General features: G+C 74.3%; 13 protein-coding genes. 6 read left to right on the top strand and 7 right to left on the bottom strand.

Going from position 1 to position 13,743, the window contains the following annotated elements; all coding sequences use genetic code 11:
- The first annotated feature begins 384 nt into the window (after window positions 1-384).
- From dhbA to ACIQVZ_RS20560, 6 genes are all read left to right on the top strand, one after another.
- Window positions 385-1,137: a 2,3-dihydro-2,3-dihydroxybenzoate dehydrogenase gene (dhbA, locus tag ACIQVZ_RS20585; protein ID WP_402451811.1), complete on the top strand. Its 753-nt coding sequence runs from the start codon at window positions 385-387 to the stop codon at window positions 1,135-1,137.
- A gap of 82 nt (window positions 1,138-1,219) precedes the next feature.
- Window positions 1,220-2,401 (top strand): isochorismate synthase, encoded by a 1,182-nt coding sequence (locus ACIQVZ_RS20580; RefSeq protein ID WP_350886590.1) that lies wholly within the window; start codon window positions 1,220-1,222, stop codon window positions 2,399-2,401.
- Window positions 2,398-3,990: a (2,3-dihydroxybenzoyl)adenylate synthase gene (locus tag ACIQVZ_RS20575; RefSeq protein ID WP_402451808.1), complete on the top strand. Its 1,593-nt coding sequence runs from the start codon at window positions 2,398-2,400 to the stop codon at window positions 3,988-3,990. Before ACIQVZ_RS20580 ends, ACIQVZ_RS20575 begins: the two co-directional genes overlap by 4 nt.
- 18 nt (window positions 3,991-4,008) lie before the next feature.
- Window positions 4,009-4,641, top strand: coding sequence for an isochorismatase family protein (locus ACIQVZ_RS20570; protein WP_402451807.1), 633 nt, complete (start codon window positions 4,009-4,011; stop codon window positions 4,639-4,641).
- Window positions 4,638-5,450: an ABC transporter ATP-binding protein gene (locus ACIQVZ_RS20565; RefSeq protein ID WP_402451805.1), complete on the top strand. Its 813-nt coding sequence runs from the start codon at window positions 4,638-4,640 to the stop codon at window positions 5,448-5,450. Before ACIQVZ_RS20570 ends, ACIQVZ_RS20565 begins: the two co-directional genes overlap by 4 nt.
- Window positions 5,447-5,944 carry a GNAT family N-acetyltransferase gene (locus ACIQVZ_RS20560; protein ID WP_402451802.1) on the top strand — a complete coding sequence of 166 codons (498 nt, stop codon included), beginning with the start codon at window positions 5,447-5,449 and terminating at the stop codon, window positions 5,942-5,944. The genes ACIQVZ_RS20565 and ACIQVZ_RS20560 overlap by 4 nt, the downstream gene beginning before the upstream one ends.
- Window positions 5,945-5,995: 51 nt before the next feature.
- Here ACIQVZ_RS20560 and ACIQVZ_RS20555 read toward each other — a convergent pair whose 3' ends face one another.
- The 7 genes from ACIQVZ_RS20555 to ACIQVZ_RS20525 form a co-directional block, all read right to left on the bottom strand.
- A complete protein-coding gene (locus tag ACIQVZ_RS20555) occupies window positions 5,996-7,120 on the bottom strand; it encodes an iron chelate uptake ABC transporter family permease subunit (protein ID WP_350886604.1) in 1,125 nt (374 codons plus the stop codon).
- The gene (locus ACIQVZ_RS20550; RefSeq protein ID WP_350886607.1) at window positions 7,117-8,184 is read right to left on the bottom strand and encodes an iron chelate uptake ABC transporter family permease subunit; all 1,068 of its coding nucleotides are present in this window, start codon (window positions 8,182-8,184) and stop codon (window positions 7,117-7,119) included. The genes ACIQVZ_RS20555 and ACIQVZ_RS20550 overlap by 4 nt, the downstream gene beginning before the upstream one ends.
- A complete protein-coding gene (locus tag ACIQVZ_RS20545) occupies window positions 8,181-9,020 on the bottom strand; it encodes a siderophore-interacting protein (protein WP_402451799.1) in 840 nt (279 codons plus the stop codon). The genes ACIQVZ_RS20550 and ACIQVZ_RS20545 overlap by 4 nt, the downstream gene beginning before the upstream one ends.
- Before the next feature lie 97 nt (window positions 9,021-9,117).
- A complete protein-coding gene (locus tag ACIQVZ_RS20540) occupies window positions 9,118-10,875 on the bottom strand; it encodes an ABC transporter ATP-binding protein (protein ID WP_402451798.1) in 1,758 nt (585 codons plus the stop codon).
- Window positions 10,868-12,694 (bottom strand): ABC transporter ATP-binding protein, encoded by a 1,827-nt coding sequence (locus ACIQVZ_RS20535; protein WP_402451796.1) that lies wholly within the window; start codon window positions 12,692-12,694, stop codon window positions 10,868-10,870. The genes ACIQVZ_RS20540 and ACIQVZ_RS20535 overlap by 8 nt, the downstream gene beginning before the upstream one ends.
- Window positions 12,695-12,759: 65 nt before the next feature.
- Window positions 12,760-12,984 carry an MbtH family protein gene (locus tag ACIQVZ_RS20530; protein ID WP_350886618.1) on the bottom strand — a complete coding sequence of 75 codons (225 nt, stop codon included), beginning with the start codon at window positions 12,982-12,984 and terminating at the stop codon, window positions 12,760-12,762.
- Window positions 12,985-13,026: 42 nt separating this feature from the next.
- On the bottom strand, window positions 13,027-13,743 hold a 717-nt coding region (locus ACIQVZ_RS20525), incomplete at its 5' end, for a phosphopantetheine-binding protein (RefSeq protein ID WP_402451793.1).

Genomic DNA, 13,743 nt, shown 5'->3' with positions numbered 1-13,743 from the left:
GCGGGCGGCGCGCTCCCGCGTCGAGTACCCAGCGAACCACTCGGCGGGCCGGCCCGCCAGACGTCCGACACCCGTGTCGTCGCCGAACGTCCCGTCGCGGGACGTCTCACCGAAGGATCGCCCGGTCGAGGGGCCCCGGGAGGGCCGCGAGCCGTGGGAGTCGTACGGGAGCGAGTACCGGAGAACCGTACCGACCGTCCCTCTCCGAACCCCCAGGCGCGGTTAGGCTAACCTTACCTCACCAAGTCGTACGTTTGTCCGCGCCGTTGCGGTCCGACCTCCGGAAGTAGTCCTCACATGCCCCCCGTCCCCAATCGTGCCGTCCGGCCACGCCCCACCGGTCGGCGCGCCGACACCTCGACCGCCGTAGGAGTGCGGTAACCGATGGATCCGATATCGTCCTCCGAGTTCGCAGGCCGCACCGCGCTGGTCACCGGCGCCGCCCAGGGCATCGGAGCCGCCGTCGCCCGCCTGCTGGCCGCACGCGGGGCCCAGGTCGTGGCCTGCGACCTGCGTCCCTCCGATCCGTCGGTCCGCCGGCTCGACGTCACCGACGCCGACGCCGTCGAAGACCTGGTGAACCGGGTCGAACGTGAGCACGCCCCGATCGACATCCTGGTGAACGTGGCCGGCGTCCTGCACGCCGGATCCGTCCTGGACACCAGTGACGAACAGTGGCAGCGCACCTTCGCCGTCAACACCACCGGCGTGTTCCACACCTGCCGGTCCGTCGGGCGGCGCATGGCCGAGCGAGGCCGCGGCAGCATCGTCACCGTGGGGTCGAACGCCGCCGGCGTGCCACGGATGAACATGGCGGCCTACGCGGCCTCCAAGGCCGCCACCACGATGTTCATGCGCTGCCTCGGCCTGGAGCTCGCCGGCGCCGGCGTCCGGTGCAACCTGGTCTCGCCGGGTTCGACCGACACCGCCATGCAGCGCTCGCTGTGGACCGACCCGGACGCCGAACGCCGGGTGCTCGACGGCGATCCGGCCACCTTCCGGGTGGGTATCCCGCTCGGCCGGATCGCGGACCCCGACGACATCGCCGAGGCCGTCCTGTTCCTCGCCGGCGACCGCGCACGCCACATCACGATGCACGACCTGTACGTCGACGGCGGAGCCACCCTGCGGGCCTGACCTCCGCCCGGGCGGTCCCGCGCGGTCCGTCCCACGAGCCCCATCACCCCGGTGCCCTGCGGCGCCGTCAGAACGGAGCACCATGACCACGGCGTTCGAAGCCCGGTCCACCGCCTCGTCCTCCGCGACCTGCGGTGAACTCCTCGCCGCCTACCGCCCGGGACCGGACCGGGCCTTCCTGGCCGGCCCCACCCGGACTCTCCTCGCCGAAGGACGGCACCGGTCCGTACCCGACCCGGCAGCGGCCGGCCGGCTGCTGGCCGAAGCCCGGGCCGACGGCCGCGAGGCCGTCGTGGTCGGGGCGATCCCCTTCTCCCCCGGTCGACCCGCCGAACTCTTCATCCCGGAACGGGTCCGGCACGCGGGCCCGGTCACCGAAGACCTCCCGCGCCCGCCCGTCCCGGCCCCGGCCACCGGCGGCGCGTGGACCAAACGCCCCGTCCCCGCTCCCGAGGGCTACCGCGCCGCCGTCGCCACCGCGGTGCGGCTCATGAACGAGGACCCGGACCTGGCGAAGATCGTCCTCGCCCGCACCCTGGAGCTCACCTCCCCCGGCGGCACCGACATCCCCGCCATGGTGCGGCGGCTGCTGGACCGCGATCCGCGCGGCCACACCTTCGCGGTACCGGCCGGCGGCACCGCCACGCTGATCGGGGCCAGCCCCGAGCTCCTGCTCTCCCGCCGGGGCACCCGCGTGGTGTCCAACCCGCTGGCCGGCTCCGCCGCCCGCAGCACCGACCCGGTGGAGGACCGGCAGCGGGCGGAGGCCCTGATGCGCTCCGGGAAGGACCTCGCCGAGCACGCCTTCGTGGCCGACGCCGTCCGCCGGGCGCTCGCACCCCACTGCGTGGACCTGGTCGTCCCCGAGCGGCCCTCGCTCGTCCGCACGGCGGCCATGTGGCACCTGTCCACGACCGTCACCGGCACCCTGCGCGACCCGTCCACCAGCGCCCTCGACCTCGCGCTGGCCCTGCACCCCACTCCCGCCGTCTGCGGCACCCCGACCGACCGGGCCCGGGACCTCATCGCCGGCCTGGAGCCCTTCGACCGCGGACTCTACGCCGGGGTGGTCGGCTGGGGCGACGCCTCGGGTGACGGCGAGTGGGTCGTCACCCTGCGCTGCGCCGAGGCCGACGGAGACCGGCTCCGGCTGTTCGCCGGCGCCGGGGTCATAGCCTCCTCCGTACCGGAACACGAACTCGCCGAGACCGACGCCAAGTTCCGCACCTTCCTGCACGCCGTCGGACTGAAGGACAGCGAATGAGCCTCTACCCCGAAGAAGCCGCCGAGCGCTACCGGGCGGCCGGCCACTGGACCGGCGAGCCCCTGGACGCCATGATCCGCCGCCACGCCGCCACGACACCGGAGCGGGTCGCCGTGACCGACGGCGACCGGCACTGGACCTACGCCGAGCTCGACGCCCGGGCCGACCGGCTCGCCACCGGAATGCTCGCCCGCGGGCTGCGCAAGGGTGACCGGGTCGTCCTCCAACTCCCCAACGTGGCCGAGTTCTTCGAGGTGTTCTTCGGCGCGCTGCGGGCCGGCGTGGTGCCCGTGATGGCCCTCCCCGCACACCGCCGGGCCGAGATCACGTACTTCTGCGAGTTCGCCGAGGCCAAGGCGCTGTTCATCGCCGACCGCCACGGCGGCTTCGACTACCGGGAGCTGGCCGCCGACGTGTGCGCCGCGGTGCCCGGGCTCGGCGAGGTCTTCGTCGTGGGCGACCCGGCCCGCTTCACCCCGCTCGCCGAGCTGCGCGCGGACGTCCCCGTGGCACCGACCGACCCGCCGCACTCCGGCGAACTGGCCTTCCTCCAGCTCTCCGGCGGCAGCACCGGCCTGTCCAAGCTCATCCCCCGCTGCCACGACGACTACCTGTACAGCGTCCGCGAGTCCGCGGTGATCTGCGAGCTCTCGGCGGACACGGTGTACCTGTGCGCGCTGCCCGCGGCCCACAACTTCCCGCTCAGCTCCCCCGGCACGCTCGGCACCTTCCACGCCGGCGGACGGGTCGTCCTCGCCCCCGAACCGAGCCCCGAGACCGCGCTGTCCCTGATCGCCCGCGAACGCGTCACGATCACCGGCGTCGTCCCACCGCTGGCCCTCGCCTGGGCCCAGGCCGCACCGGGCAGCGGGCACGACCTGTCCAGCCTCGCCCTGCTCCAGGTCGGCGGTGCCAAGCTCAGCGAGGAGGCGGCCCGCCGACTCGGCCCGGCCCTCGGGTGCCGGCTCCAGCAGGTGTTCGGCATGGCCGAGGGCCTGGTCAACTACACCCGCCCCGAAGACCCCGAGGACACCGTCCTCACCACCCAGGGCCGGCCGATCTCCCCCGACGACGAGGTCCGGGTCGTCGACGACGAGGACGTCGACGTGCCCGACGGCGAGACCGGGCACCTGCTGACCCGCGGGCCGTACACCATCCGCGGCTACTGGCGGGCTCCCGAGCACAACGCCCGCTCGTTCACCGCCGACGGCTTCTACCGCACCGGCGACATCGTGCGCCGCACGCCCACCGGCCACCTCGTCGTCGAGGGCCGGGCCAAGGACCAGATCAACCGGGGCGGCGAGAAGGTCGCGGCCGAGGAGGTCGAGAACGTCCTGCTCGCCCACCCCGCCGTGCACGACGTCTCCGTCGTCGCCACCCCGGACGAGTACCTGGGCGAGCGCAGCTGCGCCTACGTCATCCTGCGTCCCGGCGCCGACCGGCCGCGCCCCGCCGAGCTCAAGTCCTTCGTCCACGCCGCCGGCCTGGCCGCCTACAAGGTCCCGGACCGCGTCGAGTTCGTCGACGCCTTCCCCAGCACCGGCATCGGCAAGGTCAGCAAGAAGGACCTGCGCACCACCACCCGCTAGCCCAGAAAGGCCACCCGCATGGCTCTGCCCGCCATCGCCCCCTACCGCCTGCCCGGCCCCGAGGACCTCCCCCCTCGCAAGGTGCCGTGGCACGTCAGCCCTTCGCGGGCCGCCGTCCTCGTCCACGACCTGCAGAACTACTTCCTCGGCGCCTTCCCCGCCGAGGGCCCCCCACTGGCCCCGGCCCTCGCCAACACCGCGCGCATCCTGGCGCACGCCCGCACCCTGGGCATGCCCGTGATCTACTCCCACCAGCGCGGCGGCCAGACCCCCGGGGAACGCGGTCTGCAGCTCGACTTCTGGGGACCGGGCCTGCCCGCCGACCCCCGGGCCCAGGCGGTACCCGACGTGGTCGCACCCGCCGAGCAGGACGTCATGCTGCTCAAGTGGAAGTACAGCGCCTTCGCCCGCACCGACCTCGACCGGATCCTCCGCGAGACCGGCCGCGACCAGCTGGTGATCGTCGGCGTCTACGCGCACATCGGGGTCATGATGACCGCCTGCGACGCGTGGACGCGCGACATCCAGGCGTTCGTGGTGGGCGACGCCGTCGCCGACTTCTCCGCCGAGAAGCACCGCGAGGCCCTGCGCTGGGCCGCCGAGAAGTGCGCCGTCGTCCTGACCACCGACGAACTGCTGGAGGAGAAGTGACCACCGCCGAAGGACGCCTGCTCACCGAGCGGGTGACGCTGCGCTACGGCGAGCGCGCCATCGCCACCGAGTTGTCGGTGGCGGTGCCGGACGACTCGTTCACCGTGATCGTGGGTCCGAACGCCTGCGGCAAGTCCACCCTGCTGCGCGCCTTCGCCCGCCTGCTCAAGCCCGCCGCGGGCCGGGTGCTGCTGGACGGCGAGCAGATCGGGGCGCTGCCCGCCAAGGAGCTCGCCCGCCGGCTCGGACTGCTCCCGCAGAGCTCCACCGCCCCGGACGGCATCACCGTCGCGGACCTGGTGGCCCGCGGACGCTACCCGCACCAGGGCCTGTTCCGGCAGTGGTCGCGGGAGGACGAGCGGATCGTCGCCGAGTCCATGGCGGCCACCAACGTCGACGCCCTCGCCGACCGCTTCGTCGACGAGCTCTCCGGCGGCCAGCGCCAGCGGGTCTGGCTCGCCATGGCCATCGCCCAGCAGACCCCGCTGCTCCTGCTGGACGAGCCGACCACCTTCCTGGACATCGCCCACCAGGTCGAGGTGCTCGACCTGTGCGCACGCCTGCACGAGGAGCAGGGCCGCACCCTGGTCGCGGTGCTGCACGACCTCAACCAGGCCGCGCGGTACGCCAGCCACCTGATCGCCATGCGCGACGGCACGGTGGTCGCCGAGGGCCCGCCCGCCGAGATCGTCACGGCGGCCCTCGTCGAGAAGGTCTTCGACCTGCCCTGCCAGGTGATCGAGGACCCGCAGACCGGCACCCCGCTGGTCGTCCCGCTGGCCCCCGCACGCCGCGGCACCGTCCGGTGACCGCCGCGCCGTACGCGGCCCAGGTCCTGCGGGCGGTCCGCGCCGAACGCTCGGACGCGGCGGCGCTGTACGCGCTCTCCGTCCCGTTCATGCGCTCCGGCGCGCTGCGCGAGCGCGCGCCGGACGCCTATCGGCACCCGGCCGACACCTTCCTGGTGGTCCACGGCCAGGGCCCGGACGGCGACCGGTTGGACGCCTGCGTCGCGCTGCGCGCACTGGCCCCGGAGGCCGGCCGACCCGCCACCGGGCTGCTGCACAACCTGTGCGTCCGGGCGGACCGACAGGGCGCGGGCCAAGGCTCGCTCCTGGTGACGGCCGTCGTCGCCGAGGCCCGCCGCCGGGGCCTGCGCGCCCTGGTCACCGCCACCACCGGCGGCGGCGCGCTCTTCCTGCGCCGCGGCTTCCGGGAGATCCCCGCCTCGGCCGCGCCCCGCGACTGGGCCGCCGGCCTGGACCCGGCCCGGCACTCCCAGGTGTTCACCCGCCTGGTCTGACGGCGCGCCCGGGCGCCGGGTCGCGGCCGGGCACCCGACCGCGACCTCCGATCAGCCGCGCTTGGCGCGCCACTGGCCGAGGATCAGCCAGACCAGGTAGCAGCCGCCGACCACACCGGTGAGCACACCGACGGGCAGCTGGGTGGGGGCCAGCAGCCGCTGCGCCGCGAGGTCGCTGAGGGCCAGCAGCAGGGCGCCGAGCAGGGTCGAGCCGAGCAGGTTGGGGCCGGTGGCCCGGGTGAGGCGGCGGACGGCCTGCGGCGCGATCAGCGCGACGAAGGGGATCGGCCCGGCGGCGGCGGTGGCCGCGGCGGTCAGGCCGACGCCGATCAGCACCAGCCACACCCGCGCGCCCTCGGTGCGCACGCCCAGCGAGGACGCCGCGTCGTCGCCCATCTCCAGCATCCGCAGCGGCCGGCCCAGCAGCACGGCCGCCGGGAGCAGCAGGAGCAGCGCGGCCGCCATCGGCCCGCAGTGTTCCCAGCCGCGCGCGTTGAGGCTGCCGGTGAGCCAGACCGCGGCGCTCTGCGCGTCGCTGAAGGAGGCACGGGCGATCAGGTAGGCGTTGAGCGAGGACAGCAGCGAGCTGACGCCGATGCCGACCAGGACCAGTCGGTATCCCTGGGTCCCGCCCCGCCGCGCCAGCAGGTAGACCAGGACGGAGGTGAGCATGCCGCCCACCACCGCACCGCCGGCCACCGCGGCGGCGCTTCCCCCGATGACCAGGATCACCGCCAGGGCGCCGGTCGCCGAACCGACGGTGAAGCCGATGACGTCGGGGCTGCCCAGCGGGTTGCGCGCGAGGGTCTGGAACAGCGAGCCGGCCAACCCCAGCGCCGCACCGACCAGGAGGGCGGTCAGCAGTCGGGGCAGCCGTACCTCCATGACGATGTACCGGTCGGCCCGACGGCCGCCGCCGGTCAGCACCTCGACGACGTCGGCGACCGGCATCGGGTAGTCGCCGGCGGTCAGCGACCAGACGGCGGTGGCCACGAGCGCCACGAGGAGGACCACGGAGACCACGGTGGCCCGGCGGTGCCAGCGCAACGACAGGCCGCCGGGGAGCCGGACGGCGGCCAGCGGGACGGCGCCCGGACGGCCGGCGGCCGACCCGGCCGCGCGCGCGGCGGGGGTGGTGGGTACGGCGGTCGGCTCGACCGCGGTGGGGCTGTTCACAGTTGGGCGATCCTCCGGCCGCGTACCAGGGCGATGAAGAGCGGGGCCCCGATGAACGCGGTGACGACGCCGACCTGGAGCTCCGCCGGACTCAGCAGGAGCCGGCCCACGATGTCGGAACCGAGCAGCAGCACCGGGGCGAAGACGGCCGACAGCAGCATGATCCAGCGCTGGTCGGGCCCGCAGACGTGACGGGCCAGGTGCGGAACGGCCAGGCCGACGAAGGCGATCGGCCCGACGGCCGCGGTGGCCGCCCCGCAGAGCAGGGTGATCGCGACCAGGCTGAGCAGCCTGGTCCGACCGGGGTTGGCGCCGAGCGCGTGCCCGGCGTCGTCACCGAGGGCCAGCGCGTTGAGCGGCCTGGCCAGTGCGAGCGCCAGGACGCCGCCCACCACCAGGAACGGCAGGACCTGCCCGACGACGGCGCCGTCGACACCGGCGAGGGTGCCGACCTGCCAGAAGCGGAACCGGTTCAGGGTCAGCGGGTCGAGCAGGATCAGCCCGTTGACGAAGGCGGTGAGCACGGCGGTGACGGCGGTGCCGGCCAGCGCGAGCCGGGCCGGCGTCGCCGAGGCCCGGCCGCTGCCGCCGAGGAGCTGCACGATCAGCGCGGCGACGGCGGCGCCGGCCAGCGCGAACCAGACGAAGGCGCCGAAGGACTTCAGCTCGAACAGCGCGGTGCCGGCCGCGACGGCCGCCGCGGCGCCGCCGTTGATGCCGAGCAGGCCCGGGTCGGCCAGCGGGTTGCGGGTGAGCGCCTGCATCATCGCCCCGGAGATGCCGAGGGCGGCGCCCACGGCGATGCCCAGCATGGTCCGGGGGATGCGGGAGTGGTGCACCACGATCCAGTCCTCGGAGGACGGTTCACGGTGCAGCAGGACGTGCAGCACCTGCCCCGGGGAGACGGAGCGCGCGCCGATCGCGATGCTGGCGAGGACCAGCAGCGCGAGCAGCAGGAGCGCCCCCAGCAGCCAGGCGGCACGTCGGGCGGTGCCGGGCCGCCCCCGGGGCACGGGCGCCGTGGCGGCGGGGGCGGCGGGCTGGTCAAGGGTTTCGACGGTCATGCGTGCTGCTGGTGCTCGTCCTCGTGGTGGTCGTGGTTGGCCACGCCACGCTTCCAGTAGCCGTCGACGTCGACCTGGTTCTTGGTCAGACCGCATTCGTTGCGCAGGTAACGGCGGATCGGCTTGAGGGTGTTCGCCTCGCCGGCGACCCAGGCGAAGCCCATGCCCCCGGGCAGTTCCGCGGCCCGGATCGCCTGCTCCAACAGGTCGGTGCTGCCGACCGCGGCGTCGCCCCGGTGCAGCCAGGTGACGGTGGCGTCGGCGGAGGTCGCGAGGACCTGCTCGTGCTCGGGGCCGGGGACCTCGACGAAGGCCAGGACCTTGACGCCGGCGGGCAGCAGTTCCAGCCAGCGGGCCAGTGCGGGCAACGCGGTCTCGTCGGCGCCCAGCAGGTACCAGTCGTGGACGAAGGGGATCTCCTCGGAGCCGCGCGGGCCGAACACGCCCAGGCGCATGCCGGGCTCGGCCGCCGCCGCCCAGGTGGAGCCGATGCCGGTCCCGTGCAGGACCATGTCGATGTCCAGCTCGTGGGCCTCGCGGCGGTAGCCGCGGACGGTGTAGTCGCGGGTCAGCGGCTCGGACATGCCCTCGGGGGCGTCCATCCAGGTGTCGTTCTCGACGATCGGCTCGACCGGCAGGTCGGCGCCCGGCTCGGCGAAGCAGAGCTTCACGTGGTCGGTGGGCGCCTGCTCGCAGAAGCCCTCCAGCGCGTCGCCGTGGAACGTCACCCGGACCGTGCCCGGGCTGACCCTGGTGACCTGCTTGACCTCCAGCAGGCGGTACTTGAGCGGATGGCGGACTATTCGCATGCGCGGCGGCGCCGTGTCGGTGTTCATCGGTCAGCCCAATCCGTGAAGAGAGCGTGCAGGCCCGGACAGCCCTGTGCCGCCGGCCCGAGGGAAGCCGGGACGGCGGCACAGGGCGATCGTTCGATTAGGTTAGCCTAACCTGCAGTTCGGAGACCAGCGGGGTTCCGTCCCCCGGACCGTCTCCCGCCGGACCGTCACTCACCAGACGTCCCCCGTCCAGCCGCACCACCCGGGGCAGCCGGGCGATGGTCGCCGGGCGGTGGGCGATGACCACCAGGGTGCAGTCGGCGCGCAGTTCGTCGAGCGCGTGCTCCAGCCGGCCCGCGGTCACCGGGTCGATGTCGGCGGTCGCCTCGTCCAGGACCAGGACCGCCGGGTCGGCGAGGACGGCGCGCACCACGCCCAGGATCTGCCGCTCCCCCGCCGAGAGGTTGCCGCCGCGCTGGCCGACCTCGGCGTCCAGCCCGCCGGGCAGGTCGGCCAGCCACTCCCGCAGGCCCAGCTGGTCGACGGTCCGCTCGATCCGGGCCCGGTCGGGCGCGCCCTGGACCAGCGCGAGGTTGTCCGCGATGGTCCCGGAGACCAGCCGCACCTCCTGCGGCACCAGGACGATCCGGCGGCGCAGCTCCTCCTCCGGAATGTCCGTCAGATCGGTGCCGGCGAAGGTGACGCAGCCGCCGTCGGGCTCGTAGAGGCCGCAGAGCAGCTTGGACAGGGTGGTCTTGCCGGAGCCGGTCTCACCGACCACGCCGGTGCGGCTGCCCTGGGGGAGGTCCAGGGTGATGCCGTGCAGGTCGAGGCCCTCGGCGCGGTAGCGGTAGTCGACGGCCACGCAGCGCAGGTCCCCCCGGGCGGGCAGCTTCCCGCTCCGGGCCTGCGGCCCCCGGGCGGGGGCGGTGGTGGCGGCGAGCAGGTCGAGCAGCCGGGCCAGGCCGGTGCGGGCGGTCTGCACCTCGCCGACGAGCTGCGAGAGGTCGGCGAAGGAGTCGAAGAGGTTGCGGCTGGCGAGCACGAAGACCACCACGGTGCCGACGCTCACCGCGTCCCGGGTGACCATCCAGCCGCCGACCACGAGCAGCACGACCAGGGCGGCGCCCTCGATCAGGCTGACCAGGTCGATCCGGTTCTCCACCCGCAGCGCCCGGCGGGCGGCCCGCACGGCGTGCCGGTTCTCGCGCTCGAAGCGGGCGCTCCAGCCGGTCAGGCCCCGGGAGGTCTGCAGCGCCTCACGGGCGGTCAGGGTCTCGGAGAAGGTGGCGGCGACCGTCGCCTCGGCGCCGGCCTTGCCGCCGAAGGCCGCCGCGGCGTCCCGCTGGAACCACCGGGTGACCAGCAGGGTCAGCGGCAGGAACACGGCGAGCTGGACGAGCAGCAGCACCCAGGAGTAGCCGACCAGCATGATCAGGGTGAAGGCCAGGGTCGCGACCGCGGAGACCAGGTTGCGCAGGTGCAGCCGGACGAACGCGGCGAGCGCGGCGACCTCGCCGGTGGCCCGGCGCAACAGCTCGCCGCTGCGGTGGGTCTCCAGGAAGCGCAGCGGGGCGGTGGCGAGGTTCTCCACGGCCTGCTCGCGCAGGGTGCGCACGACGTTCTCGCCGCCCTTGATGAGCAGCAGTTCGCCGACCCGGGCGAGGACCAGCTGGACGAGGCCGAGTCCGACCAGCAGGGCCACCGCGAGGCCGAGGCCGCCGCGGTCGCGGCTGTCGAGGGAGTTGACGGCCAGGCCGATCAGCGGGGCGACGGCGACCAGCGCGGCGGAGTCGGCGAGGCCGACGCTGAGGGCGATGCCGAGACGGGTGCGGTGCGGGCGCAGGTAGGGCATGGCCCGGCGCAGCACCGCCCGTTCGTCCGCCTCCTCCTGGAGCAGGGGCTGTTCAGCCACGGGCCACCTCCATGGCGTCCGGGGTGGTCAGGGCGTCGGGTGCGTCGGGGTCGGGCTCGCCGCCGCGCGCGGACTCCAGGGTCAGCACCCGGTCCGCGGCGTCCAGCACGGCGGACCGGTGGGTGGCGAACAGGACGGTCCGCTCGCCTCCGGCCCAGGCGCGCAGCCGGTCGAGGACTATGCGTTCGGTGCTGGTGTCCAGGGCGGAGGTGGAGTCGTCCAGCAGCAGGAGGGTCGGGTCGCCGAGCAGGGCCCGGGCGATCGCGAGGCGCTGCACCTGGCCGCCCGAGAGCGCGGTGCCGCCCTCGCCGAGCTCGGTGTCGTAGCCGTCCTGCATCGCGGTGAGCTGGTCGTGGATGCCGGCGGTGCGGCAGGCCTCCTGGAGGTCCGCCAGGTCGATGTCCCGGCCCAGCCGCAGGTTGTCGGCGACGGAGCCGGAGAGCAGCACCGGCCGCTGGGCGACGTAGGCGATGCGGGTGCGGACCTGGTCCAGGCGGGTCCGGCGCAGGTCGGTGCCGCCGTAGCGGACGGTGCCCTGGTCGGGGTCGTCGAGGCGGACGGCGAGCCGCAGCAGCGTGCTCTTGCCGGAGCCGGTGGCGCCGGAGACGGCGACGAACTCGCCGTGGCCGACGGCGAGGTCGACCGGGCCGAGGACGGTGCGGCCGTCCCGGACGGCGGTGACGCCGGTGAACTCCAGCGTGCCGTGCGCGGGCAGGTCCTCGGCCAGGTCGGCCGGCGGGTCGGCGACGACGGGGCTGATGGACAGGGCTTCGTCGATGCGGGCGGCGGCGACGTCGGCCTGCCCGCGCTCCAGGAGCCGGTCGACCAGGACCCGGGTGGCGAGGGTGACGATGGCCATCCAGGTCGTGAAGGCGACGAGTCCGCCGGTGTCGAGGCGGCCGTCGAGGACGGCGAGCCCGCCGAAGCCGACCCCGGCCGCCACCGCGAGGCGCGGGACGAAGGGGGCGACGGCGGCCCAGCTGGCCTCGATCCGGGCGGCGGTGACGGTGCGCTCGGTGACCTCGGCGCTGGCCGTGTGGTGGCGTTCGACCAGCGGCCGGTGCCCGCCGGTGCCGCGCAGCCCGGTGCCGATCTGGAGCAGGTCGGCGACGGTGTCGGCGCGGCTGCCGTGGGCCTTGGCGAGTTCACCGCTGGCGGCGGCGAAGCGGCGCGGGAAGTGCAGGTTGACCCAGATCAGGAAGGGCAGGGTGCCCAGGGTCACCAGCAGCAGGCTGAGGTCGAGCATGGCGATGGCAGGCAGCACGGTGATGAAGGTGGTGCCCAGGACGACCCAGATGGAGAGTCCGTGCACCCACTCGCGCACCAGGTCGGTGTCACGGGTGGCGCGCATCGCGAGGTCGCCGTGGCCGCGCGAGGCGAGGGCGGCCCGGTCCAGGCCGGAGAGGTGGTGGAGCAGCCGGGAGCGCAGGTCGGCGCCGACCTTGGCGTCGGCGTAGCCCGCCCAGTACTGCCAGCCGTAGAGGCCGACGAACTGGACGAGGGCGGCGAGCGCGGTGGCGCCGGCCCAGGTCAGCACGGCTCCGCTGTCGTTCTTCTGGAAGCCCTCGTCGATCGCTTTCTGGACGCACCAGGGCACGGCGAGCAGGGCGAGCTGGCGGACCGCGGCGGCCACCATGGCGGCGGCCACCGTCCTGCGGTGGGGCCGGATCGAGCCGCGCAGCAGGGCCTTGGCCCGGCGGCGGCGCTCGACTGAGAGGGCCCCGGGTTCCAGTTCCTCGGCGGCTAGTTGCTCGGCGGTCAGGCCGTCGGGCGGCCCTGCGGCGGGTTCTGGCTGGTGGGTGCTCACGGCGATGGCCATCCGTCGGGTCTCGGCGGGGAACGATGCGGGCGGGGACGGCGCGTGGCCGTCCCCGCCCGGGCGGGTCAGGAGGCTGCGGCCTCGGTGCGCGCGATCAGGCTGGCCGGGCGCAGGTCGGTCCAGTTAGCGTCGATGTACTCGGTGCACGCCTGGCGGGTGTCCTCGCCGTGCACGACCGTCCAGCCGGCCGGGACCTCGGCGAAGGTGGGCCACAGGGAGTGCTGGTTCTCGGCGTTGACGAGCACGAGGTAGCGGGCGTCATCGTCCTCGAAGGGGTTGGTGGCGCTCATCTGGTTCTCCTTGGGATTCGTGTGGCGAAGGGTCGGTCGCGGTCAGACGGAGCAGGCGGTGCCGTCGCCCGGTTCCGCCCCGAGGGCGGTGTGGACCAGACGGTCCACCAGGAAGTCGGCGAGGGCGGCGACGGTCGGCCTGGCGAGCAGGTCGGCCAGGCAGAGGTCGCCCTCGAACTCCTCGCGCAGCCGCTGGAGCAGCGACATGGCGAGCAGCGAGTGGCCGCCGAGGTCGAAGAAGTTCTCGTCGATGCCGAGCGAGGGCAGGCCCAGCACGTGTGCGAACGCCGCGTGCACCGCCTTCTCGCTCGGGTACCGGGGTTCGCGCTGCGATCCGGCGGTCGTGTAGTCCTCGGCTCCCGGCTCCGGCAGGGCCTTGCGGTCGAGCTTGCCGTTGACGGTCAGCGGCAGCGCGTCCAGCACGACGAACGCCGACGGGACCATGTACTCGGGCAGGCGGGCCGCCAGCATACGCCGGAGCTCGGTGACCTCGATAAGGGTACCCTCACCTGGGACCAGGTAGGCGGCGAGGCGCTTGACGCCCGGGGTGTCCTCACGGACCACCACCGCCGCCTGCGCCACCTCCTCGTGCGCCGCGATCGCGTCCTCGATCTCCCCCGGCTCCACCCGGTAACCCCGGATCTTCACCTGATCGTCCGCCCGACCCAGGAAGTCCAGCAGACCGTCCCCACGCCACCGCACCACATCACCCGTGCGGTACATCCGCCCACCCGGCACACCGAACGGATCCGCGACGAA

The sequence above is a fragment of the Kitasatospora sp. NPDC098663 genome (assembly GCF_044760075.1).
Taxonomy (GTDB): domain Bacteria; phylum Actinomycetota; class Actinomycetes; order Streptomycetales; family Streptomycetaceae; genus Kitasatospora.
This window is presented reverse-complemented; position numbering and strand designations above follow the sequence as displayed.